We start from the raw sequence: 23,315 nt of genomic DNA, 5'->3' as shown, positions 1-23,315 counted from the left end.
CGGGGCATCCGCCCGCTGGTTACACTGGGCGGATTGTAACATCGCCAACCCGACCGCGCCCGGAGGCTGCATGACGAATCGAGACGACCTGGTCGCCGCCTGTGATCGCCTGCTCGAACCCGAACGTTTCAAGGACTACACCGTGAACGGTCTGCAGGTGGCCGGCAGCGACCGCGTGGCCCGGGTGATGACCGGCGTGACGGCCTGCCAGGCGCTGCTCGACGAGGCCGTGGCCTGGCAGGCGGATCTCGTGCTGGTCCACCACGGCTACTTCTGGAAGAACGAGCCGGTCACCATCACCGGCATGAAGCGACGGCGCCTCGCGACGCTGCTGGCCCATGACATCAACCTGCTGGCCTACCACCTGCCACTGGATGCCCATCCTGAACTCGGCAACAACGCCGAGCTCGGCCGGCGGCTCGGCTTCACCGTCACCGGCTGCGCCGACGGGGCGCTCGGCGAGGGGCTGGTGTGGCTCGGGGAACCCTCGCCGGGCCTCGATGCCACCGGCCTGGCCCGCGGGGTGGGGGAGGTGCTGGGGCGGGATCCCCTGCTGATCGAGGCGCCGGGCGGCGGCGAGGTTCGCCGCGTCGCCTGGTGCACGGGCGGGGCCCAGGACATGATCACCACCGCCGTCGAGGCCGGCGCCGACGCCTTCATCTCCGGCGAGATCTCCGAACGCACGACCCACCTGGCACGAGAGATGGGCATCCACTATCTGGCGGCGGGCCACCATGCCACCGAGCGCTACGGCGTCCAGGCGCTGGGCGATCGGCTGGCCGCGGAGTTCGGCCTGGAGCACCGCTTCGTCGACATCGACAATCCCGCCTGAGCAGAACGACCACGCCCCGGCGGAGGGCCGGGGCGTGGGGAAGGGTAGGGTGCGTCGCGCTCAGTAGCGCGGGGGCTGGGGCACCGCCCCGTCCTCGCCCTGCTTCAGGCCGAACTCCTCGGAGAGGGTGCCCCGGTTGCCGTCGGCATAGTCCCGAGGCACGGCCGGTTCGGCATCGCCCGTCTCGGGCTTCGGCGCGGCGTCGTCCATGGCCTGGCGGCGCAAGGAGGGGGCGCCGAGGGTGCTGCTGGCCGCCTCGGCTTCCTGTTCGAGGCTGCGGCTTTCCCGTTGAAGGCTCTCGGCCAGCCTGGCGATGCGCTCCAGGCTGTCGCCCATGCCATCCTTGAGTTCCGCCAGGGCCCGTTCGCGTTCGGCGAGGCGCTGGCGCAACCGCTGGGCATTGTCGGCCGTGGCATTGAGGAGGTGATAGCCCAGTGCTCCGATCCCGATGCCCGCCAGCAGGCAGGCGACGGCCAGCACCCAGTTGATGTTGGTCTCGTCCACGTCGTGGGTCTCCTGGAGCCTTGGGACGCCTGGCATGCGAGGCGCCGATGGCGTCTGGTGGCCGCTTCCGGCCGGGTTCCTCATTATAGGGGCGACCCGGTGTGCCGGGTCAACGCGGGGGCGGCGCATGCCAACCGGGGGCGGGATGCGTATAATGCCCTCGCCAATGCCCAGAGGAGAGGCCTTCAGGATTCCCCATGAGCGAGACGCACTCCCCCACGGCTTCCCGCGGCGCGCGGCGGTCCGAGACGCCGATGACCCGCTACCGCGCCGATCTCGAACGCCGTGACTTCCAGCGCGATGCCGCCCAGGAGCAGGCGGTGGCCCATCTGCAGCGCCTCTACGACGAGCTGGTGGCCACGCCGCCCTCCCGGGTGGTCCCGCCGAAGCCCGGCGGTGGCCTGACCTCGCGGGTGGCCGGCCTGTTCGGGCGGCGCGAACGCGAGGCGTCCGCGGAACCCGCGATGCCCAGCATCAACGGGCTCTATTTCTGGGGCGGCGTGGGACGCGGCAAGACCTACCTGATGGACACCTTCTTCGAGGCGTTGCCCTTTCCCGAGAAGATGCGTACCCACTTCCACCGTTTCATGCAGCGGGTGCACAACGAGCTCGAGCACTACAAGGGCGAGAAGAACCCCCTCCGGCTGATCGCCACCAAGTTCGCGGCCGAGGCCCGGGTGATCTGCTTCGACGAGTTCTTCGTCAAGGACATCACCGATGCCATGATCCTGGCCAACCTCCTCGAGTCGCTCTTCGAGAAGGGGGTGGTGCTGGTGGCCACCTCCAACATCGTCCCGGCGGAGCTCTACAAGGATGGCCTGCAGCGCGCCCGTTTCCTGCCGGCCATCGACCTGCTCGAGCGTCACTGCGAGGTGGTCAACGTCGACTCGGGCATCGACTACCGGCTGCGCGTCCTGGAACGTGCCGAGATCTTTCATGCCCCGCTCGATGACGAGGCCGAGACGGAACTGGCCCGCAGCTTTCGCGAGATCGCCGGCCACGAGGGGGAAGAGGGGGCGTCCATCGAGATCAATCACCGGAACCTGCGCACGCGTCGACTGCACGACGACGTGGTGTGGTTCGAGTTCTCCGAGCTCTGCGACGGGCCGCGCAGCCAGAACGACTACATCGAGCTGGCGCGCGAGTTCCACAGCGTGCTGGTCTCCAACGTCTCCCGCATGAGCGGGGCCACGGACGACCGGGCACGCCGATTCATCAACATGGTCGACGAGTTCTACGACCGCGGCGTCAAGCTGCTGATGTCCGCCGAGGTGCCGGCCGAGTCGCTCTATCGGGACGGACGGCTGGAGTTCGAGTTCCAGCGAACCCTCTCCCGGCTCCAGGAGATGCAGTCCCACGACTACCTGGCGCTGCCCCACAAGCCCTGAGGGCCCTTCCCCTGTGGGGCAGGGGTCGTGTAGAATGCGCGCTCGCTTGACCGTTGCACGTCCCTCGGGGCGAGGCAACCAAGAAGAATAGGGATGGTTCCATGCCGGATTCCCGGCGGCAGAACCCAATACATCGTAATGGTGACTCATCCATGAAGACGTTCACTGCCAAACCGCAGTCTGTCCAGCGCGACTGGTTCGTCGTCGACGCCGCGGACAAGACGCTCGGCCGTCTGGCCACCGAGATCGCTCGCCGCCTGCGTGGCAAGCACAAGCCGGAATTCACCCCGCATGTCGATACCGGCGACTACATCGTCGTGATCAATGCCGAGAAGGTGAAGGTCACCGGCAACAAGGTCAATGCCAAGACCTACTACCGCCATACCGGTTATCCGGGTGGCCTGCGCTCCATGAATTTCGAGAAGATGATCGCCCACGCACCGGAGCGTGTCATCGAGTCCGCCGTCAAGGGCATGCTGCCGAAGGGTCCCCTGGGTCGTGCCATGTACTCGAAGCTCAAGGTCTACGCCGGCACCGAGCATCCGCACGCTGCCCAGCAGCCGCAAGAACTGAACATCTGAGGGAGTCTTCGCCATGACACAGCAGTATTACGGTACCGGGCGCCGCAAGACCTCTACCGCGCGCGTCTTCCTGAAGCCGGGCACCGGCAAGATCACCGTCAACAGCCGTGAGCTGGACCAGTACTTCGGTCGCGTCACCGGCCGCATGGTGGTCCGCCAGCCGCTCGAGCTGACCGAGACCCTGGGCCAGTTCGACGTCTACGTCACCGTCAAGGGCGGCGGCGGTTCGTCTCAGGCCGGCGCCATCCGCCACGGCATCACCCGTGCCCTGATGGAGTACAACGAGGACTTCCGTCCCCAGCTGCGCGAGGCGGGCTACGTTACCCGCGACTCCCGCCAGGTCGAGCGCAAGAAGATCGGCCTGCGCAAGGCACGTCGTCGCCCGCAGTTCTCCAAGCGCTAATACGTACGTATTGTCGTCCGAAAACGCCCAGGTCCAGCGACCTGGGCGTTTTTTGTTCCTGATCAAGAATTTGTCACCGGGTTTCCACCAATGTCCGGGAACCTTTCCTTGTGCGGGACGACACGATTTTTTACCATAGATCGCATTTGGTATCCGTGGTCGCGGGGGATTCACTGCCCGTGATAAAACAGCGGGTAAGTTGATGGGAGAAACCTGAATATGGCAGATAACGGCGTAAACAAGGGTCGGCGCCGTTTCCTCGTAGGTGCCACCACCGTCGTGGGTGCGGTGGGTGCCGTCGGGGTTGCGGTCCCCTTTGTGGCTTCCTGGCAGCCGAGTGCCAGGGCGAGAGCAGCGGGTGCCCCCGTTCAGGCGGACGTGTCGAAGCTCGAGCCCGGGCAGCGCATGACCGTCGAGTGGCGCGGCAAGCCGGTGTGGATCCTCAATCGCTCGTCGGAGATGATCGAGCGCACCGAATCGATCGACCCGTCGCAGCTGGCCGACCCGGAGTCCAGCGTGCCGCAGCAGCCCGACTACGTGGAAGGCCCGCTGCGCTCCATCAAGCCCGAGATCGGCGTGCTCATCGGCATCTGCACCCATCTGGGCTGCTCGCCGCTGTTCAGGCCCGAGCCCGGCAGCGTGGACGTCGCTGACTGGCCCGGCGGCTTCTTCTGCCCCTGTCATGGCTCACGCTTCGACCTCGCGGGGCGGGTGTACGCCAACGTGCCGGCGCCGACCAACCTCGAAGTCCCACCTTACCGCTTCGACAGCGATGTGCTGATCACTGTCGGCGAAGATGAGGAGTCTGCCTGATGGGTAATCCGAACAAGGCCAAGGCGGAGCGCGGCTTCATGCGCTGGGTCGATGACCGCTTCCCCGCCACTCAGATGTGGGAAGAGCACCTGGCCAAGTACTATGCGCCGAAGAACTTCAACTTCTGGTACTTCTTCGGCTCGCTGGCCCTGGTGGTACTGATCAACCAGATCCTCACCGGCGTCTGGCTGACCATGAGCTTCAACCCCTCCGCCGAGGGCGCCTTCGCCTCGGTCGAGTACATCATGCGCGACGTGGAGTGGGGCTGGCTGATCCGCTACATGCACTCCACCGGGGCCTCGGCCTTCTTCGTCGTGGTCTACCTGCACATGTTCCGCGGCCTGCTCTACGGCTCCTATAAGGCGCCCCGCGAGCTGGTGTGGATCTTCGGCATGACGATCTACCTGGCGCTCATGGCGGAGGCCTTCATGGGCTACCTGCTGCCCTGGGGCCAGATGTCCTACTGGGGTGCCCAGGTCATCATCTCGCTGTTCTCCGCCATCCCCGCCATCGGCCCGGACCTGGCCCAGTGGGTGCGCGGTGACTTCCTGATCTCCGGCATCACCCTCAACCGCTTCTTCGCCCTGCACGTGGTGGCGCTGCCCATCGTGATCCTGGCGCTGGTGGTGCTCCACATCATTGCCCTGCACGAGGTCGGCTCCAACAACCCCGACGGCATCGACATCAAGAAGAAGAAGGACGAGTCCGGCAAGCCGCTGGACGGCATCCCCTTCCATCCGTACTACACGGTGAAGGACCTCGTCGGACTCGCGGTCTTCCTGTTCGTCTTCGTGATGGTGATCTTCTACTTCCCGGAGGGCGGCGGCTACTTCATCGAGAAGCCCAACTTCGAGCCGGCCAACCCGCTGAAGACGCCGGACCATATCGCACCGGTGTGGTACTTCACGCCCTTCTACGCGATGCTGCGCGCGATCACCTTCAGCCTGTTCGGGCTGGACGCCAAGTTCCTCGGCGTCATCGTGATGGGTGGGGCGATCGCCATCCTGTTCGTGCTCCCCTGGCTCGATCGCAGTCCGGTGCGCTCGATGCGCTACAAGGGGTGGATCTCCAAGGTGATGCTGCTCCTCTTCGCCATCAGCTTCGTGATCCTCGGGGTACTCGGCGTGCTGCCGACGACCGAGACGCGGACCATGATCGCCCAGCTGTGTACCGCGCTCTACTTCGCCTTCTTCCTGCTGATGCCGCTCTATACCCGGCTGGAGAAGACCAAACCCGTTCCGGAAAGGGTGACTGGCTAATGAAAAAGCAACTGTTCGCACTGCTCTTCGCGCTGGTGCCGATGGTCGGGTTCGCCGCCGGGGGCGGAGGTGTCCATCTGGAGGAGATGAATCCGGACCTCGAGAACAAGGCCTCGCTGCAGAACGGCATGAAGCTCTTCGTGAACTACTGCATGGGCTGTCACTCCATGGAGTACCAGCGCTTCTCCCGCGCTGCCGAGGACCTGGACATGCCCCAGGATCTCGTCGAGGACAACCTGATCTTCTCGGATGCCCTGAAGTTCAATGACCAGATGCACATCGCCATGGGCAGTGGCGATGCCGAGAACTGGTTCGGTGCCGCGCCGCCGGACCTGACCCTCGAGGCGCGCCTGCGCGGCACCGACTGGGTCTACTCCTACCTGCTGAGCTTCTACAAGGATCCGGAGCGTCCCACCGGCGTCAACAACGCGGTCTTCCCGCTGGTGGCCATGCCCAACGTGCTGGAGCCGCTGCAGGGGGTCCAGGAGAAGGTCTGTGCCGCCAGCGACAAGCCGGTCCCGGGGGGTGAACTGGATCCGCTGACCGGCAAGTACCAGTCCTGCGAGACCCTGCAGGTGACCCGGCCCGGCGAGATGGAGCCCGAGGAGTTCGAGAATGCGGTCTACGACCTCACCAACTTCCTGGCCTACGCGGGTGAGCCGTCCAAGCTGCAGGCCCAGTCGCTGGGGCCGAAGGTGCTGATCTTCATCTTCATCTTCGGTGTCATCGCCTACCTGCTCAAGCGCGAGTACTGGCGCGACATTCACTGATCCGATGGCAACGCAGCATCACAGGGGCGCATGGCCGCAGGCCGTGCGCCCCTGTGGTATATGCCCGATACCGGGCAGGACGATCGCCCTCAAGGCGGGGTCGGTCGTGTTATCATCTCGGCACGAACTGATGCGAGGATTGTTACATGGGTGTAGTGGCCAAGCGGTCGTCGATGATCTTCTACTCCGGAGGGGATGACCATTTCAGTCATCGTGTGCGAATCGTGCTCGCCGAGAAGGGCGTGGCCGTGGATATCGTCGAGGTGACCGACGAGCACCACCCGGAGGAGCTTGCCGACCTCAATCCCTACAACAGCGTGCCCACGCTGCTCGATCGCGACCTGGTGCTCTACGAGTCCAAGGTGATGATGGAGTACCTGGACGAGCGCTTCCCGCATCCGCCGCTGTTGCCGGTCTACCCGGTGGCGCGCGCCAAGAGCCGCCTGTGGATGCATCGCATCGAGCGCGAATGGTGTCCGCTGGTCGAGCAGATCCAGACTGGCGCCAAGAAGGACGTGGAGAAGGCACGCAAGGAGCTTCGCGAGAGCCTGGTCGGTATCTCGCCGATCTTCGAGGACATGCCGTATTTCATGAGCGATGAGTTCACGCTGGTGGACTGCTGCCTGGCGCCGATCCTCTGGCGCCTGCCGGTGCTGGGCATCGAGCTGCCCGAGAAGCAGGTCAAACCCCTGCTGGGCTACATGGAGCGCCTGTTCGATCGCGACGGCTTCAAGGCGGCACTCAGCGAGAGCGAACGCGAGATGCGTTCCTGATCTTCCCTGCATCCCCCGGCCTGGCCGGGGGGCCACCCCAGGAGGGCCAACCATGCACTCGAGCCGTCCCTATATTGCCAGGGCCCTGTACCAGTGGCTGCTGGACAACGAGCTCACGCCCTACATCGTCGTCGATGCCGAGCAGGAGGGTGTCGAGGTGCCCCGGCAGTTCGTCCAGAACGGTCAGATCGTGCTTAATCTCGCCCCGACGGCCATTCGCGACTTCGCCATGGAGAACGAGGCGGTCAGCTTCTCGGCGCGCTTCGGCGGGCAGCCCATGCAGGTGATGGTGCCCATGGAGGCGTTGATCGCCATCTACGCCCGTGAGAACGGCGTGGGCATGGTCTTCGGCCACGAGCCGGTGCTGCCGATCGAGGTCACCGAGCCGGAAGAGGCGTCTCCCCTCAGCGGGGTGGAGAGCCCGGCCGATGCCGGCGAGGACGAAGGCGGTGATGATGACGAGGCCGCCCGGCCACGCAAGGGGCCTCCCTCACTGCGCGTCATCAAGTGACGTGAACGCCGGCTCCCGCGGGAGCGAGGTATCCACGCAGGACGGCAGGCCCTCGGGCCTGCCGTCCTGCGTCTGGGGGCATCAGTCGAGGTAGTCGAATACCTTGACGATGCGCTGCATGCCGCCCACGGCCGCGACGGCCTGGACGATGCGCTCGGCCTCGTTGCGGTTCACGATGCCCATGAGGTAGACGCTGCTGTTCTCGGTGATGACCTGGACACGGCCCGAGTCGATCTCCTGGTTGGCGACCAGGGCGGTGTTGATACGGGTGCGCAGCCAGGTATCGGCGAGGCGCTGGCTGGCAGGCAGGTTGGCGGCGACGGTCAGCTCATTGTGCACCTCGCGCACGTTGCGCACCTGGCCGGCGACCTGTTCGGCCTTCTGCTGGAGTTCCTCGCTGGGCACCTGGCCGGTCAACAGCACCACGCCATTGAAGCTGTCGACGTTGATGCGGGCATCGCCCAGCCGGGCATCGGTCTGGCCGAGGTTGTGGGCGATCTTGGTCTCGATGCTCTCGTCCTCGACCTGGGTGCCGAAGGTGCGCTCCCCATAGTCCTCCTCGATGGTGCCGGGATGGGTGACGCCGGTGACGGCGGTGCACCCGCCGACGCCGAGGGCGAGGGTGAGCAGAATGGGCGTGAGCAGGGAGGTCTTGGTCATGGTTTTACTCGCTTGTCCCGAAGAGTTGTTCGTCGATCAGGTCGCAGAGGCAGTGGATGGCCAGCAGGTGGACCTCCTGGATGCGTGCCGTGGAGGTCGCCGGCACCCGGATCTCGCAGTCGTCCTGGCCCAGCAGCGAGGCCATGTCGCCCCCGTCGCGGCCAGTCAGGGCGATCACCGTCATGTCCCGGTCATGGGCGGCCTGGATGGCCTGGATGACGTTGGCGGAGTTCCCGCTGGTGGAGATGGCCAGCAGGATGTCGCCGGGCTGGCCCAGGGCGCGGATCTGCTTGGAGAAGACCTCGTTGTAGCTGTAGTCGTTGGCGATGGAGGTCAGCGTGGAGGTGTCGGTGGTCAGGGCCAGGGCCGGCAGGCTGGGGCGCTCACGCTCGAAGCGGTTGAGCAGTTCCGAGGAGAAGTGCTGGCTGTCGCCGGCGCTGCCGCCGTTGCCGCAGGCCAGGATCTTGCCCTCGTTCACCAGGCACTGGACCATCATCTGGCTGGCGACCTCGATGAAGGGCGGGAGCACCTCGCTGGCATAGGTCTTGGTGTCGATGCTGGCATTGAAGTGGCCGAGTATGCGCTGCTGGAAATCCATGCGGGTTCCGGGTCCTTTGGCAGAGTGGCTTGACCGGTCAGGGCGCTTCGAAGGCATTCGCGACCCAGTCGATCTCGAACTCGGGGGGCGTGCCGGTGACGGCCAGCACATCGAAGCGGCAGGGACATGATAGCCCGTTGCGCTGGAGATAAAAACGCGCCGCCCGGATCAGGCGGCGCTGCTTGGTGGCGGTGATGGTTTCGAGGGGGTGGCCGTGGCGGCTGTCGGCGCGATGGCGGACCTCGACGAACACCAGGACCTCGCCGTCGCGCATCACCAGGTCGATCTCGCCGCCCTTGGCGTGCTGGTTGCTGGCCTCGAGCGCCAGCCCGCGGGAGGTCAGCCAGCGGGCCGCGAGCTGCTCGATGGCGCCGCCGCGGGCCCGGGCGTCACGGGGCCCGTTCATCGCCGAACACGCCCGGGATCAGCACCGGCTGGGGCACGCCATTGACGAAGCGCGCCCAGGGCAGGCGGCGATGGATGCGGCCGTCCTCCCCCGCGCTCAGGGTGCCGGTGGCGCCGAACAGCTCGGTGCCGCTGATGGCCTGAAGCTGCGGCATGCGCAGGGCCAGCTCGTAGGCATCCACGCCCATGGCCATCACGCGGAACATCGTGGAGTCCGACTCCTCGCGCAGCTGGCGGTAGCTGTCGAGGAAGGGCAGGGCCTCCACGCCGCCCACGGACGCGTCGGGGATCTGCCAGGGGATGTCGACGAACAGCACGTCGTCCAGGTCTCCGTCCAGGCGCGGCTGCAGCTGGCCGGCGAAGAGGTGGGAGGTCGCGTAGATCGGCAGGTCGCCGCTATCGATATAGTCCAGGTTGGGCGGCACCTGGCGGGCGTATTCGGGCAGTGCCAGCAGGAACAGCATATCCGGCTGCGGGTTGGTGGCGGCCCGCTTCGCGCTCTCGGTGGCAGGCGCCCGGGGATCGTAGCGGACCGCACTGGCGACGTCGCCGCCGAGGTCGCGCCAGGTGTCCCAGAAGGCCTCGCCGACGCGGCGTCCCCAGTCGTTGTCCGGCACCATCAGGGAGGCCAGGCGGTGGCCGTCGGTCCAGGCGCGCTGGGCGGCCTGCCGGGCCTCGTCCTCGGCGGAGAGGCCATACTGGAAGAGCCCCTTGGCCTGGTTGCGGTCGCCTCGCCCGTAGTTGAGCGCCAGGGTCGGCATCGGGACACGATCACGCTGCTCGAGTCGGCTGACGGCGTCCTTGTCCAGCGGCCCGACCACCACCTGGGCACCCAGGGCGGCGGCCTCGCGGTAGAGGGCATCCAGGTCGACGGCACTGCTGTCGAAGAAGCTCAGGCGGGCGCCGCTGTCGACGCCCTCCAGGTGATGGGTGCGGATGCCCTGGCGCATCGCCTTGGCGATGCCGGCGAGCGGCCCGGACTCCGGCAGGAAGACCGCGATGTGATCCACGCGCTGTCCGCGCAGCTCCCCAAGGGCCGTGATCTCGCCGGGGAGCCGACGGGCCGCCGGATGGCCGCGATGGCTTCCGCGCCAGTCCTCGAGGCGGGCGAAGAGACGCTGGATGTCGCTGCCGCTGGTGCGCACCAGCTCGGTGAGGGCGACCCAGCCCAGGGTCAGGTCGTCGCCTCCCTCGCGCAGCGCGGCCAGCTCGCGGCTGTCCAGCCGGGAAAGCTGGGCCCAGATCGGGTCGTTCAGGTCCTCGCGATCGGTCTCGCCCTGGACGCGGATCAGCGCCCGGGCGGCCGCGAGGGGCTCGTCGACCTCGGCGAGCGCCATGCCCAGGCGTTCCCGCACGGTCAGGGACGCCTCGCGGGGTAGCTCGACCTCGTCGAGTAGCTGGCCGGCCTGGATGACCGCCCAGGGATCCCCCTCGGTCTCGCCCAGGTCGGAGAGCAGCAGCGCCCAGCGCACTCGGGCCTGGCGTTCCAGCCGGCTGTCGTCGATTTCCTTGGCGACCTCCAGCGCCTGGGGGCGACGGCCCTGGCGTGCTAGGATGTCGGCCGCCTCCAGGCGGGACAGGGCCGCCTGCCCCGGCTCTTGCTGTTCGGCCTGCTGAAGCAGGCGCTGCGGATCCACATCGGCCTGTCGTTCGATGACACCCGGCTGGAAACTGCAACCCGCGAGAAGCAGCGCGGTGAGCGCGGCGGCCAGCGGGCCGCGTAACGAGATCTTCATGATTCCTTCCCTTGTTTCCATGTCCCAGAGCATCCCAGGAGCCGAGATGTCCGATACGCCTGCCGGTTCATTGTACGTGGTCGCCACACCGATTGGGAATCTGGACGACCTGAGCCCGAGGGCCGCCCGGGTGCTCGGCGAGGTGGCGCTGATTGCCGCCGAGGACACCCGGCACAGTGGCCGCCTGCTGCGCCATCTGGGCCTGTCACGACCCATGCTCTCGCTGCACGAGCACAACGAGGCCTCGCGGGTCGACGCCCTGGATGCCCGGCTCATGGCCGGCGAGGATGTCGCCCTGGTCTCGGACGCCGGCACGCCCCTGATCAGCGACCCGGGCTTCGTGCTGGTGCGCGAGCTCAGGGCGCGGGGGCGTCGCATCATCCCGCTCCCGGGGCCCTGCGCCCTCGTCGCGGCCCTGTCGGCGGCGGGCCTTCCCACCGACCGCTTCCTCTTCCAGGGATTTCTCCCGGCCAAGGGCGGGACCCGTCGGGCGCGGCTTGAACGCCTGGCCGGCAGGGAGGAGACCCTGGTGTTCTACGAATCGCCCCATCGGGTCCGCGACACCCTGGCCGACCTCGCCAGCGTGTTGGGGGAGCGCCGGGTGGTCCTGGCCCGGGAGCTCACCAAGGCCTTCGAGACCTTCCTCGACGGCACGCCGGCCGGGCTGATCGCCCGCATGGAGGAGGACCCGGACCAGGCCCGCGGCGAGTTCGTGGTGATGGTGGCCGGCGCACCGGCGCGCGGCGAGGCCGAGCAGTCGGCGGTGGAGGCCGATGAGCTGCTGCTTGCCCTGCTGTCCGAGGGGGTGGGCGTCAAGCAGGCCGCCGCCGTGGCGGCGCGGGTGCTGGGGGGCGTCAAGAAGGTGTGGTACGCCAGGGCCCAGGCCCTCAAGGACGGCCATTGAGGCGGCGCAAGGGCGCTGGTATCCTTGCCGCGGGAGTTGGCCAGACAGTCGCCGCCGCCCCGGCCCTCGGGTCGGGCGGGGGAGGAAAGTCCGGGCTCCATAGGGCAGAGTGCCAGGTAACGCCTGGGCGGCGCGAGCCGACGGAAAGTGCAGCAGAGAGCAGACCGCCTACGTCTCCCTCGGGAGGCCGGTAAGGGTGAAAGGGTGCGGTAAGAGCGCACCGCGCGCCTGGCAACAGTGCGTGGCAAGGTAAACCCCACTCGGAGCAAGACCAAATAGGAACCCCATGGCGTGGCCCGCGTCGGGTTCGGGTAGGTTGCTCGAGGGCGCCGGTGACGTCGCCCCTAGAGGAATGACTGTCCTCGACAGAACCCGGCTTATCGGCCGACTCCCCCATCTTTTCTGTCACCGTCGCGCACGGTCCCTGCCAGCTGCCAACGAGAAGTGCATGCCGTCATCCGCTCCCGAATCACCCGTCCGCGGTTTTCGCCATGCCAGCGTGCTGCTCGATGGCGCGGTCGAGGCCCTGGTCCATGACCCGGCCGGTGCCTATCTCGACGGCACCTTCGGGCGCGGTGGTCACTCCCGGGCGATCCTCGAGCGCCTTGCGCCCGAGGGGCGCCTGCTGGCCATCGATCGCGACCCTCAGGCCGTCGCCGAGGCGGGGGGCATCACCGATGCCCGCTTCACCATCGAGCGGGGCGAGTTTGCCCGGCTCGGCGAGATCGCCGAGCGCCATGGCCTGCATGGCCGGCTGGCCGGGGTCCTGCTCGACGTGGGGGTCTCGTCCCCCCAGCTCGATGATGCCGAGCGCGGTTTCAGCTTCCTGCGCGACGGCCCCCTGGACATGCGCATGGATCCCGACCACGGCGAGAGTGCCGCCGGTTTTCTGGCGCGCGCCAGCGAGGGCGAGATCGTGCGGGTCTTCAAGACCTATGGCGAGGAGCGCTTCGCGCGCCGCCTGGCCCGGGCTATCGTGGCCCGGCGTGCCGAGCGACCCTTCGAGCGGACGGCGGACCTCGCCGAGGTGGTCAAGGCGGCCCATCCCGCCTGGGAGAAGGGCAAACATCCCGCCACCCGGGTCTTCCAGGCCCTGCGCATCCAGGTCAATGGCGAGCTGGAACAGCTGGATGCCGCCCTCGAGGCGGCCCTGGAGGCCCTCGCCCCGGGCGGTCACCTGGTGGTGATCAGCTTCCATTCGCTGGAGGATCGCCGGGTCAAGTGCTTCATCCGCGACCATGTGCGGGGGGACACCGACCTGCCCCGCGGCGTGCCGCTGCGCGATGATCAGCTCAAGCGGCGCCTGGAGGCGCTGGGCAAGGCGCGTCGACCTTCCGCCGAGGAGGTTCAGGAGAACCCTCGGGCGCGCAGTGCGGTGATGCGTGTGGCACGCAAACGATACTGAGGTCCACCATGGCACAGGGACGATCCCCGGTAACCTCCTCCTTCGGCTGGCCCCTGCGCCTGGGGGCGTCACCGATGCTGCTGCTGGTCGCCCTCCTGCTGGCGGCCTGCCTGGCCTCGGCCCTGGGGGTGATCACCACCAGTCACCTGACCCGTGACCAGTACGCGCGCCTTCAGCACCTCGAGCGCGAACATCAGCAGCTGCAGACCGAATGGGGTCAGCTGCTGCTCGAGGAGAGCGCCTGGTCGTCGCCGGCACGGGTCGAACGCCTGGCCCAGGAGCGCCTGGAGATGCGCCTGCCCGACATCGACGAGGTCGAGGTCATCCGGCCATGAGCGACGCATCCCGCAGCGGCGTGACGCCGCGTCGTCCTCCCCCCATGGCGCCCATGGGCAAGGCTCGCTATCGGGTGATGATGACCCTGGTTGCGCTGGGGCTTGCCCTGCTGGCGGGGCGCATCGTCGACCTGCACGTCTTCGACCGATCCTTCCTGCAGGGGCAGGGCGATGCCCGGACCCTGCGCACCGATACCATCCCCGCCCACCGTGGCATGATCACCGACCGGCACGGCGAGCCGCTGGCCATCTCCACGCCGGTGGTGACCCTCTGGGCCAACCCCCAGGACCTGCCGGAGGACGACATCCAGCGCCTCATGCTGGCGAACGCCCTCGGGCAGGAGCTCGATGCCCTCAACGAGCGCATCGCGCGCTACGCGGAGCGGGAGTTCATGTACCTGCAGCGCCGCATGACCCCCGAGGCGGCGCAGCAGGTGCTCGACCTGCGCATTCCCGGCGTCCACGCCCGCGAGGAGTACAAGCGCTACTATCCGGCCGGCGAGGTGACCGCCCAGCTGCTGGGGGTGACTAACATCGACGACCAGGGGCAGGAGGGCCTGGAGCTGGCCTACCAGCCCTACCTCGCGGGAGTCCCCGGCAAGCGTCGGGTCCTCAAGGACCGCCGCGGGCGCCTGGTGCGCGACCTGGCCATGCTGCAGGAGGCGCAGCCCGGCGGCGACCTCACCCTGGCCCTGGACCAGCGCCTGCAGTACATGGCCTACCGCGAGCTCAAGGCGGCGGTCACCGAGAATGATGCCGACGGCGGCATCGTGGTGATGCTGGACGCCCGCAGCGGGGAGGTGCTGGCCATGGCCAACCAGCCCTCCTACAACCCCAACAACCGGGCCGGGCTCGACCCCCAGGGCCTGCGCAACCGGGCCATCGTCGATGTCTACGAGCCGGGGTCGGTCATGAAGCCGCTGGCGATGGCGGCCATGCTCGAGACGGGTGACCTGCCCCTGGATACGGTGGTCGACACCTCGCCGGGCTGGATGGTCATCGACCGCTTCACCATCAAGGATATTCGCAACTACGGCAAGCTGACCCTGGCCGGCATCCTCGAGAAGTCCTCGAACATCGGCATGTCCAAGCTGGCCCTGCGCCTGGACGACCCCGTGGTCCCGGCCAAGTATCGCGCCCTGGGGCTGGGGCAGAGCCCGGGCACCGGCTTCCCCGGCGAGTCCACCGGCAGCATTCCGGCGCCGGTGCGCTGGTCGAGCAGCCAGTGGGCGGCCCTCTCCTATGGGTATGGCCTGTCCGTCTCGGCGCTGCAGCTGGCCAGTGCCTATACCGCCATCGCCAACGAGGGGCGCCGCCTGCCGCCCTCGCTGCTCAAGCTCGGTCAGTCGCCGGCCGGCGAACAGGTCATCGACCCGGACGTGGCCCGGCGGATACTCGGGATGATGGACCAGGTCGTCGAACCCGGCACCGGCGCCCGTCGGGCCCTTGTGCCTGGCTATCGGGTGGCCGGCAAGACGGGCACCGTGCGCAAGACCGATGCCGGCGGCTACCAGGAGAAGGCCTACCGTGGCCTCTTCGTCGGTATCGCCCCCGTCTCGAATCCCCGGATCGTCACCGTGGTCATGATCGACCATCCGCGGGGCGACAGTTATTACGGCGGGGCAGTGGCGGCGCCGGTCTTCTCCCGGGTGGCTGGCAATGCCTTGCGCCTGCTCGACGTGCCGCCGGATGCCCGGGACCCGGAATCATGATCGCCAGTTCAGGAGAGAGAACGAGATGCAGCTGAGTGCCGAGCGACTCGAGGCGGGCCTGGTCGGGCTCTGGCCCGAGTGCCGCCTTGCCCTGGAGGACCTCTCCCTGCCCGACACCGTGCGCCTCGTGCTCGACAGCCGTCGGGTCGGAGAGGGGGACGTCTTCGTGGCGGTGCCCGGGGTCGCGGCCGACGGGCGAGCGTACATCGACCAGGCGCTGGCGGCCGGGGCGTCGCTGGTGCTGGCCCATGATGACGGTACGCCCGGGCCGGACAGCGACCGGGTGCTTTGGCTGTCGGGGCTGCGCGAGGCCCAGGGCGAGCTGGGCCGGGTCCTGTTCGAGGTGCCCCGGGAGCTGGAGCTGATCGGCGTCACCGGCACCAACGGCAAGAGCTCCGTGACGCACTACCTGGCCGAACTGAGCCTTGCCCTCGGGGTGGATGCCGGCCTGGTCGGCACCCTGGGCCATGGGCGCCCCGGCGCCCTGACGGCCGGCCACCTGACCACGCCGGGTCCCCTGGCCCTGCAGGCGGCGATCGGCGAGCTGGCCGCCGAGGGGGTGCGGCGCGTGGCCATGGAGGTCTCCTCACACGCCCTGGAGCAGGGGCGCCTCGACGGCTGCAGCCTGCAGGCCGCGGTGTTCACCAACCTGAGTCGCGACCACCTGGACTACCACGGCAGCATGGCGGCCTATGCCGCCGCCAAGGCGCGGCTGTTCCGTCGCCATGAGCTCGAGCTCGCCGTGGTCAACGGCGACGATCCGCTGGCGCGACTGATGCTCGCCGGGGTGCACCGTGGCGTGCGCGTCCTGGCGGTGGGCGAGGACGAGGCGGTGACCCTGCGCGTCGTCGAGTGGCTCGCCCATGCCGGCGGCCAGCGGGCGCTGATCGCCACGCCGGACGGCGAGCGCGAGCTTGAGCTCGCGCTGATGGGTCGCTTCACCCTGGACAACGTGCTGCTGGCCATCGCCACCCTCCATGGCCTGGGGCATTCCCTGGAGGCGCTCTTCGAGGCGGCCGCCGACCTCGCCCCGGTACCCGGGCGCATGGAGCGCCTGTCGCGTCCCGGCGCGCCCACGGTGGTCATCGACTACGCCCATACCCCGGACGCCCTGGATAACGCCCTGGCGGCGCTGCGTGCACACCTTCCGGGCGACGGCCGGCTGTGGTGCCTGTTCGGCTGCGGCGGCGACCGCGACAGCGGCAAGCGCCCCCTGATGGCCGAGGCCGCGGCGCGCCATGCCGACGTGCTGGTGGTCACCGACGACAATCCACGCGGCGAGGCCCCCGAGACGATCCGCGCCCAGGTCCTGGAGGGCCTGGACGACGCGCCGAACCGCGAGGTCATCGAGGTGGCCGGTCGCGGCGAAGCCATCGCCCGGGTGCTGGCCGAGGCCGCCCCGGACGACGTGGTGCTGATCGCCGGCAAGGGCCATGAGGACTATCAGGAGGTGGCAGGGGTGCGCCATGCCTTCTCGGACCTCGCCGAGGCCGAGCGTGGCCTGGCGCGCCGTGCCGCGGAGGGCGGACGATGAGCGGCGTGGGCCTGCAGACGCTGCACGAGGTGGCCGACGCCCTCGGGCTGACGCGGCCCGACGAGGATCCGGCCGTCGGCGCCATCGTCACCGATACCCGGAAGCTCGCGCCCGGGGCGCTGTTCGTGGCGCTGCGCGGCGAGCGCTTCGATGCCCACGAGTTCGTGGCTCAGGCCCGCGAGGCCGGGGCCGTGGCGGCGCTCGTCGAGCGGCCGGTGGACGACCCGCTGCCCCAGCTGGTGGTGCCCGACACCCGTCTCGCCCTGGGGCTGCTGGCGCGGGCGCGGCGCCGGGCCTGGGGCGGGGCCCTGGTCGCCGTCACCGGCAACAGCGGCAAGACTACGGTCAAGCAGATGCTGGCGACCCTGCTGGGCCGCAGCGGGGCGACGCTCGCCACCGAGGGCAACCTCAACAACGATATCGGCGCGCCCCTGACCCTGCTGGCCCTCGAGCCGGGCCACCGCCAGGCGGTGGTGGAGCTGGGGGCCAACCACCTCGGCGAGATCGCCTGGACCACGGCCCTGGCCGGCCCTCGGGTGGCGGTGATCACCAACGTCACCGGCGCCCACGTGGGCGAGTTCGGCGGCATGGGCCGCATCGCCCAGGCCAAGGCCGAGATCCTGGCCGGCCTGCCCGACGACGGCGTGGCCGTGCTCAATCGCGACGATGCCTTCTTCGCGGCCTGGGCGGGCCTCGCCGCGCCGCGGGAGGTGCTCGACTTCGGGCTGGACCCGAGGGCCCGCCTTCGGGCCGAGGCGCTGGCCTGCGACGCCCTTGGGCGCTATGCTTTCACGCTTGTTCGGGACGGCCGCGAGATCGGCCGGGTGCGGTTGGCCCTGCTGGGGCGTCACAACGTGGCCAATGCCCTGGCCGCCGCCGCGGCGGCGCTGGCCATGGGACTCGAGGAGGCCGAGGTGCTGGCCGGACTCGAGGCGGTGGCGCCGATGACGGGCCGGATGAGCGTCGTGGAAGGCCTCAACGGCACGTACCTGCTGGACGATACCTATAATGCCAACCCCGGCGCGGTGAAGGCGGCGCTCGATGTCCTCGTGACGCTGCCGGCACCGCACTGGTGCCTGCTCGGCGCCATGGGAGAACTGGGAGGCGAGTCCGACCGGCTGCATGCCGAGCTCGGGCACTACGCGCGGGAACAGGGGGTCGATTTTCTGGGTACCCTCGGCGAGCCGGCACGGCCGGCCAGCCAGGCCTTCGGCGAAGGCGGGTCCCATTTCGACGACCGGGAGGCGCTGATGCGCCACGTCCTCCACCATCTACCGCCCGGGGCCAGCGTGCTGGTCAAGGGTTCGCGCAGTGCCGGCATGGAACACGTCGTTGCCGCCCTGCGCGCGGATGCTTCAAGGTGAACGCGATACATGCTGCTCTTTCTGGCTGACTTTCTGGCGCAATTCCAGAGTGCCTTCAACGTTTTCGACTATCTGACCCTGCGCATGATCCTGGGGACCCTGACCGCCCTGGTGCTCTGTCTGTGGCTGGGGCCGGTGATGATCCGTCGCCTGGTGGAACGCCAGATCGGCCAGGCGGTGCGCGACGACGGCCCCCAGTCCCACCTCTCCAAGGCCGGCACGCCGACCATGGGCGGCGCGATGATCCTGATGGCCATCGCGGTGAGCACCCTGCTGTGGGGCGACCTCACCAACCACTACGTGTGGCTGGTGCTGGCGGTGACGCTGGGCTTCGGCGCCATCGGCTGGGTGGATGACTTCCGCAAGGTGGTGGAGAAGAACCCGCGGGGCTTGCCGGCCCGCTGGAAGTACTTCTGGCAGTCGCTGATCGGCCTGTCGGCCGCGGTGCTGCTCTATGTCACGGCGGCCTCGCCGGTGGAGACCAGCCTGATCGTGCCGGTCTTCAAGGAGTTCGTGCTGCCGCTGGGCGTCTTCTACATCGTGCTGACCTACCTGGTCATCGTCGGCAGCTCCAACGCGGTCAACCTCACCGACGGCCTGGACGGCCTGGCGATCATGCCCACGGTGCTGGTGGCCATGGGCCTGGCCGTGTTCGCCTACGCCAGCGGCAACACGGTCTTCTCTGACTACCTGCAGATTCCCTTCATCCCCGGTGCCGGCGAGCTGGCGGTCTTCTGCGCCACCATCGCCGGGGCCGGGCTCGGCTTCCTGTGGTTCAACACCTACCCGGCCCAGGTCTTCATGGGGGACGTGGGGGCGCTCGCACTGGGCGCGGCCCTCGGCGTGGTGGCGGTGATCGTGCGCCAGGAGGTGGTGCTGTTCATCATGGGCGGGATCTTCGTCATGGAGACCGTCTCGGTGATCCTGCAGGTGGGCTCCTACAAGCTCACCGGGCGCCGCATCTTCCGCATGGCGCCGCTGCACCACCATTACGAGCTCAAGGGCTGGCCGGAGCCACGGGTCATCGTGCGCTTCTGGATCATCACCGTGGTCCTGGTCCTGATCGGCCTGGCCACCCTGAAGGTCCGCTGATCGCCCCTTGGGGCCGCCACGCCATCCGCAAGGAGCCCAACATGCTCAAGGTGCCGAAGGGAACGACGCTGGTGGTCGGGCTCGGAGTATCCGGGCGGGCCATCTGTCGCCACCTGAGCCGGCTTGGCGTCCCCTTTATGGTCGCCGACACCCGGGCCGCGCCGCCCGGGCTCGATGACTTCCGGGCCGCCCATCCGGGTATCCGCATCCACTGCGGGTCGCTCACCGACCTCGATCTCTGCGAGGTGGAGGAGGTCGTGGTCAGCCCGGGCATCGACCCGCACGCCCCGGGCCTCGCCGAGCTTGCCGGACGCACCCGCGAGGCCACCGGTGAGCCGCTGCTGGTGGGCGAGATCGCGCTCTTCGTGCGCGCGGCCCGGGCGCCCATCGCCGCCATCACCGGGTCGAACGCCAAGTCCACGGTCACCACCCTGGTGGGGGAGATGGCCCGCGAGGCCGGGCGCCGGGTCGCCGTGGGCGGCAACCTTGGCACGCCCGCCCTCGACCTGCTGGTTGATGCGCCCGAGGCCGAGTGCTACGTGCTGGAGCTCTCCAGCTTCCAGCTCGAGACCACGCCGAGGCTGGGCGCCGAGACGGCGGCCTTCCTCAACCTCTCCGAGGACCACCTGGACCGCCACGGCGACATGGCCGGCTACCGTGCCGCCAAGCTGGGCATCTTCCGCGGCGCCCGGCATGGCGTGGTCAACGCCGAGGACCCCATGACCTGGCCGGCGACGCCGCTGCCTGCCGAGGACCGCTTCACCACCCGCGCCCCGCAGGACGGGGAATGGGGGATCGGCCGCCACCGGGGGGCCGACTGGCTGATGCACGGGGAGGTGCCGCTGATGCCCGCCGCCGAGATGCGCCTGCCCGGACGCCACAACCAGGCCAATGCGCTGGCCGCCATGGCGATGGGGCGCCGCCTCGGGCTGCCGATGCCGGCGATGATCGAGGTGCTGCGGCGCTTTCCCGGGCTGCCCCATCGCGGCGAGCTGGTGGCCGAGGTCGATGGCGTGCGCTGGATCAACGACTCCAAGGGCACCAATGTCGGCGCGACCCTGGCCGCCATCGCGGGCCTCGGGCCGACCCTGACGGGGCGGCTGATCCTGCTGGCCGGCGGGATGGGCAAGGGGGCGGACTTCACCCCGTTGGCCTCGCCGCTGGCCCGCCACGGCCGCGAGGCGATCCTCTTCGGCCGCGACGCCGACCGCCTCGCCCAGGCCCTGGACGGCCGGCTGCCGGTGACCCGGGTGGAGGACCTGTCCCGGGCCCTCGCGAGGGCGGCCAGGATCGCCGAACCGGGCGACTGCGTGCTGCTCTCGCCGGCCTGTGCGAGCCTCGACCAGTTCAAAGACTACCAGGAACGCGGCGAATGCTTTCGCGAGGCGGTCCTGCGACTGGCGGAGGAGAGCGCATGAGCGGTCTGCGACGGAGGTTGAGCACCGCCGACCACCCCTTCGACGGCTGGCTGGTGCTGGCCTCGCTTGCCCTGCTGCTGACCGGCTGGGTGATGGTGACCTCGGCCTCCAGCGAGGTGGCCTCGAGCCTCACCGGCAACGCCTGGTACTTCAGCCTGCGACACGGGACCTTCCTTCTGGTGGCCCTCGCGGTCGGGGCGCTGGCCCTGCGCGTTCCCCTGGCCTGGTGGAAGGCCAACGGCCCGCTGCTGCTGCTGGTGGGCCTGGTGCTGCTGCTGCTGGTGCTGCTGGTGGGGCGCGAGGTCAACGGCAGCCGGCGCTGGCTCTCCCTGCCGGGCGTGCCCTTCAACCTGCAGGCCTCGGAGGTCGCCAAGCTCTGCCTGATCGTCTACCTGGCCGGCTACCTGGAGCGCTTCCTGCCGCTGGTGAGGCGGGAGTGGGGCGCCTTCCTGCGCCCCCTGGTGGTGATGGCCCTGGTCGCGGGGCTGCTGATCCTCGAGCCCGACTATGGTGCCGTGGTGGTGATGACCGGGGCGGTGATGGGCATGCTGCTGATGGCCGGCGCCCCCTGGGGGCGTTTCCTGGTGCTGCTGCTGCTGGTGGGGGCCCTCGGGGCCCTGGCCGCCGTGGCCGAGCCGTACCGGATGGCCCGCCTGACGAGTTTCGCCGACCCCTGGGCCGACCAGTTCGCCAGCGGCTACCAGCTGACCCAGGCCCTGATCGCCTTCGGCCGGGGCCACTGGCTGGGCATGGGCCTCGGCAACAGCGTGCAGAAGCTGTTCTATCTGCCCGAGGCCCACACCGACTTCGTCTTCGCGGTGCTGGCCGAGGAGCTCGGCCTGGTCGGCGCCATCGCCGTGGTCGGGCTCTTCGCCCTGCTGATCTGGCGCGCCATGGCCGTGGGGCGGCGGGCCGAGCTGGCAGGCCTGGCCTTTGCCGCCTACCTGAGTTACGGCTTCGCACTGGTCATCGGGGCCCAGGCCTTCATCAACATCGCCGTGAGCACCGGCATGCTGCCGACCAAGGGGCTGACCCTGCCGCTGCTCAGCTACGGGGGGTCGAGCCTGGTGGTGAGCTGCGTGATGGTCGCCCTGCTGCTGCGTGCCGATATCGAGACCCGCGAGGCACGCCGGCGGGCCCGGCCCACGGCCACCCGCTCGGCCCCGCCACGCAAGGCATCAGGCCCCGGCACGCCACCGGGGCCCGGCAAGAGACAAGGACACGCCTCATGAGTCGACACCCAGGACGTCGCGTACTGATCATGGCCGGCGGCACCGGGGGACACGTCATCCCGGCCCTGTCGCTGGCCCGCGGGCTGGCAGAGGCGGGGGTCGAGGTCGCCTGGCTCGGCAGCCCGCGGGGCATCGAGAACCGCCTGGTCCCCGAGGCCGGCATCCCCCTGTCGCGCATCGCCGTGAGCGGCCTGCGTGGCAACGGCCTGGCCGGCTGGCTGCTGGCGCCCTTCAACCTGATGCGGGCGGTCTGGCAGGCGGGCCGGGTCATCCGCGACCTCGACCCGCAGCTGGTCGTCGGCCTGGGAGGCTTCGCCAGCGGGCCCGGCGGCCTGGCGGCCTGGCTGATGCGCCGACCGCTGGTGATCCACGAGCAGAATGCCGTCGCCGGGCTGACCAATCGCGCCCTCTCGCACCTGGCGCGGCGCGTCTACGCCGCCTTTCCCCAGGCCTTTCCCGGCCGGGCCGAGGTGATCGGCAACCCGGTGCGCGCCGAGATCGCCGACCTCGGCCAGGCGCCCAGGCGCGCGGCCGGGATGGCGGGCCGGCGACTGCGCCTGCTGGTGGTGGGCGGGTCCCTGGGGGCCCAGGCCCTCAACGAACGCCTGCCCGAGGCGCTGGCCTCCCTGCCCGAGGCGCACCGCCCCGAGGTGCGCCACCAGGCCGGCCGCGACAAGGACCAGGCGACCCGCGCCGGGTATCGTGAACAGGCCGTCGAGGCCGAGGTGACGGCCTTCATCGACGACATGGCGGCGGCCTACGACTGGGCCGACCTGGTGGTCTGCCGGGCCGGCGCCCTGACCGTGGCGGAGCTGGCCGCCGCGGCGAAGCCGGCCCTCTTCGTGCCCTTCCCCCATGCGGTGGATGATCACCAGACGGCCAATGCCCGGGCGCTGGTCGAGCAGCAGGCGGCCCGGCTGATCCCCCAGCAGGAAATGAGCGCAGCGACGCTGGCCGAGTGCCTGGCGACGCTGCTGGACCCCGACACTCTCGCCACCATGGCGGCACGGGCCCGTGCCTGTGCCCATCTCGACGCCGTCGAGCGCCTGGTGGCCGGTTGCATGGAGACAGGTTTTGAGTGACGAG

General features: G+C 69.2%; 24 protein-coding genes and 1 other RNA gene. 20 read left to right on the top strand and 5 right to left on the bottom strand.

Features of this window, described 5'->3' with window-relative positions:
• Nucleotides 1-70 precede the first annotated feature (70 nt).
• On the top strand, nt 71-832 hold the full coding sequence (locus BOX17_RS01865; protein ID WP_071941799.1) for a Nif3-like dinuclear metal center hexameric protein: 762 nt from the start codon (nt 71-73) through the stop codon (nt 830-832).
• Between the two features lie 60 nt (nt 833-892).
• Here BOX17_RS01865 and BOX17_RS01860 read toward each other — a convergent pair whose 3' ends face one another.
• Complete coding sequence (locus BOX17_RS01860) at nt 893-1,336, bottom strand: Z-ring associated ZapG family protein (RefSeq protein WP_071941798.1); 444 nt, start codon at nt 1,334-1,336, stop codon at nt 893-895.
• A gap of 197 nt (nt 1,337-1,533) precedes the next feature.
• Here BOX17_RS01860 and zapE point away from each other — a divergent pair, with 197 nt between their 5' ends.
• The 8 genes from zapE (at nt 1,534) to BOX17_RS01820 (ending at nt 7,834) form a co-directional block, all read left to right on the top strand.
• Entirely contained in the window at nt 1,534-2,724 is a 1,191-nt protein-coding gene (gene zapE / locus BOX17_RS01855; RefSeq protein ID WP_071941797.1) for a cell division protein ZapE, read from the top strand.
• Nucleotides 2,725-2,876: 152 nt separating this feature from the next.
• A complete protein-coding gene (rplM, locus tag BOX17_RS01850) occupies nt 2,877-3,305 on the top strand; it encodes a 50S ribosomal protein L13 (protein WP_071941796.1) in 429 nt (142 codons plus the stop codon).
• A gap of 13 nt (nt 3,306-3,318) precedes the next feature.
• Nucleotides 3,319-3,708 (top strand): 30S ribosomal protein S9, encoded by a 390-nt coding sequence (gene rpsI, locus BOX17_RS01845; RefSeq protein WP_071941795.1) that lies wholly within the window; start codon nt 3,319-3,321, stop codon nt 3,706-3,708.
• A gap of 219 nt (nt 3,709-3,927) precedes the next feature.
• Nucleotides 3,928-4,521 carry a ubiquinol-cytochrome c reductase iron-sulfur subunit gene (gene petA, locus BOX17_RS01840; protein WP_071941794.1) on the top strand — a complete coding sequence of 198 codons (594 nt, stop codon included), beginning with the start codon at nt 3,928-3,930 and terminating at the stop codon, nt 4,519-4,521.
• Nucleotides 4,521-5,780: a cytochrome b gene (locus tag BOX17_RS01835; protein ID WP_071941793.1), complete on the top strand. Its 1,260-nt coding sequence runs from the start codon at nt 4,521-4,523 to the stop codon at nt 5,778-5,780. Before petA ends, BOX17_RS01835 begins: the two co-directional genes overlap by 1 nt.
• Nucleotides 5,780-6,550: a cytochrome c1 gene (locus BOX17_RS01830; protein ID WP_071941792.1), complete on the top strand. Its 771-nt coding sequence runs from the start codon at nt 5,780-5,782 to the stop codon at nt 6,548-6,550. The genes BOX17_RS01835 and BOX17_RS01830 overlap by 1 nt, the downstream gene beginning before the upstream one ends.
• A gap of 146 nt (nt 6,551-6,696) precedes the next feature.
• A complete protein-coding gene (sspA, locus tag BOX17_RS01825; protein ID WP_071941791.1) occupies nt 6,697-7,323 on the top strand; it encodes a stringent starvation protein SspA in 627 nt (208 codons plus the stop codon).
• Between the two features lie 52 nt (nt 7,324-7,375).
• The gene (locus BOX17_RS01820; RefSeq protein WP_071941790.1) at nt 7,376-7,834 is read left to right on the top strand and encodes a ClpXP protease specificity-enhancing factor; all 459 of its coding nucleotides are present in this window, start codon (nt 7,376-7,378) and stop codon (nt 7,832-7,834) included.
• Nucleotides 7,835-7,915: 81 nt separating this feature from the next.
• Here BOX17_RS01820 and BOX17_RS01815 read toward each other — a convergent pair whose 3' ends face one another.
• The 4 genes from BOX17_RS01815 to BOX17_RS01800 are packed head-to-tail and all read right to left on the bottom strand — an operon-like array spanning nt 7,916 to nt 11,233.
• Nucleotides 7,916-8,494, bottom strand: coding sequence for a BON domain-containing protein (locus tag BOX17_RS01815; RefSeq protein ID WP_071941789.1), 579 nt, complete (start codon nt 8,492-8,494; stop codon nt 7,916-7,918).
• 4 nt (nt 8,495-8,498) lie between these two features.
• Nucleotides 8,499-9,092 carry a phosphoheptose isomerase gene (locus BOX17_RS01810; protein ID WP_071941788.1) on the bottom strand — a complete coding sequence of 198 codons (594 nt, stop codon included), beginning with the start codon at nt 9,090-9,092 and terminating at the stop codon, nt 8,499-8,501.
• 37 nt (nt 9,093-9,129) lie between these two features.
• The gene (locus BOX17_RS01805; RefSeq protein WP_071941787.1) at nt 9,130-9,498 is read right to left on the bottom strand and encodes a YraN family protein; all 369 of its coding nucleotides are present in this window, start codon (nt 9,496-9,498) and stop codon (nt 9,130-9,132) included.
• Complete coding sequence (locus BOX17_RS01800; protein ID WP_071941786.1) at nt 9,482-11,233, bottom strand: penicillin-binding protein activator; 1,752 nt, start codon at nt 11,231-11,233, stop codon at nt 9,482-9,484. Before BOX17_RS01800 ends, BOX17_RS01805 begins: the two co-directional genes overlap by 17 nt.
• Before the next feature lie 46 nt (nt 11,234-11,279).
• On the opposite strand from BOX17_RS01800, the gene rsmI reads away from it, so the two are divergent.
• From rsmI to murG, 11 genes are all read left to right on the top strand, one after another.
• Nucleotides 11,280-12,137 (top strand): 16S rRNA (cytidine(1402)-2'-O)-methyltransferase, encoded by an 858-nt coding sequence (gene rsmI / locus BOX17_RS01795; RefSeq protein ID WP_071941785.1) that lies wholly within the window; start codon nt 11,280-11,282, stop codon nt 12,135-12,137.
• Between the two features lie 32 nt (nt 12,138-12,169).
• An RNA gene (gene rnpB, locus BOX17_RS16615) (RNase P RNA component class A) lies at nt 12,170-12,533 on the top strand.
• Between the two features lie 52 nt (nt 12,534-12,585).
• The gene (gene rsmH / locus BOX17_RS01785) at nt 12,586-13,542 is read left to right on the top strand and encodes a 16S rRNA (cytosine(1402)-N(4))-methyltransferase RsmH (RefSeq protein ID WP_071941784.1); all 957 of its coding nucleotides are present in this window, start codon (nt 12,586-12,588) and stop codon (nt 13,540-13,542) included.
• Between the two features lie 8 nt (nt 13,543-13,550).
• Complete coding sequence (ftsL, locus tag BOX17_RS01780) at nt 13,551-13,877, top strand: cell division protein FtsL (protein ID WP_071941783.1); 327 nt, start codon at nt 13,551-13,553, stop codon at nt 13,875-13,877.
• Complete coding sequence (locus tag BOX17_RS01775; protein WP_071941782.1) at nt 13,874-15,589, top strand: peptidoglycan D,D-transpeptidase FtsI family protein; 1,716 nt, start codon at nt 13,874-13,876, stop codon at nt 15,587-15,589. The genes ftsL and BOX17_RS01775 overlap by 4 nt, the downstream gene beginning before the upstream one ends.
• Before the next feature lie 25 nt (nt 15,590-15,614).
• The gene (locus tag BOX17_RS01770) at nt 15,615-17,123 is read left to right on the top strand and encodes a UDP-N-acetylmuramoyl-L-alanyl-D-glutamate--2,6-diaminopimelate ligase (protein ID WP_071941781.1); all 1,509 of its coding nucleotides are present in this window, start codon (nt 15,615-15,617) and stop codon (nt 17,121-17,123) included.
• Nucleotides 17,120-18,487, top strand: coding sequence for a UDP-N-acetylmuramoyl-tripeptide--D-alanyl-D-alanine ligase (locus BOX17_RS01765; RefSeq protein ID WP_071941780.1), 1,368 nt, complete (start codon nt 17,120-17,122; stop codon nt 18,485-18,487). The genes BOX17_RS01770 and BOX17_RS01765 overlap by 4 nt, the downstream gene beginning before the upstream one ends.
• Before the next feature lie 9 nt (nt 18,488-18,496).
• Nucleotides 18,497-19,579: a phospho-N-acetylmuramoyl-pentapeptide-transferase gene (gene mraY, locus BOX17_RS01760; protein WP_071941779.1), complete on the top strand. Its 1,083-nt coding sequence runs from the start codon at nt 18,497-18,499 to the stop codon at nt 19,577-19,579.
• A 41-nt stretch (nt 19,580-19,620) separates the two neighbouring features.
• The gene (murD, locus tag BOX17_RS01755; protein WP_071941778.1) at nt 19,621-20,997 is read left to right on the top strand and encodes a UDP-N-acetylmuramoyl-L-alanine--D-glutamate ligase; all 1,377 of its coding nucleotides are present in this window, start codon (nt 19,621-19,623) and stop codon (nt 20,995-20,997) included.
• Nucleotides 20,994-22,229, top strand: a complete 1,236-nt coding sequence (ftsW, locus tag BOX17_RS01750) for a putative lipid II flippase FtsW (protein WP_208858078.1) — start codon at nt 20,994-20,996, stop codon at nt 22,227-22,229. The genes murD and ftsW overlap by 4 nt, the downstream gene beginning before the upstream one ends.
• A complete protein-coding gene (gene murG, locus BOX17_RS01745) occupies nt 22,226-23,311 on the top strand; it encodes an undecaprenyldiphospho-muramoylpentapeptide beta-N-acetylglucosaminyltransferase (protein ID WP_071941776.1) in 1,086 nt (361 codons plus the stop codon). Before ftsW ends, murG begins: the two co-directional genes overlap by 4 nt.
• Nucleotides 23,312-23,315: the final 4 nt, after the last annotated feature.

Origin of the sequence: Halomonas aestuarii, assembly GCF_001886615.1 — a bacterium.
Lineage (GTDB): Bacteria > Pseudomonadota > Gammaproteobacteria > Pseudomonadales > Halomonadaceae > Halomonas > Halomonas aestuarii.
The sequence above is the reverse complement of the archived record's forward strand: the minus strand, read 5'-3'. Positions and strand labels throughout refer to the sequence as shown.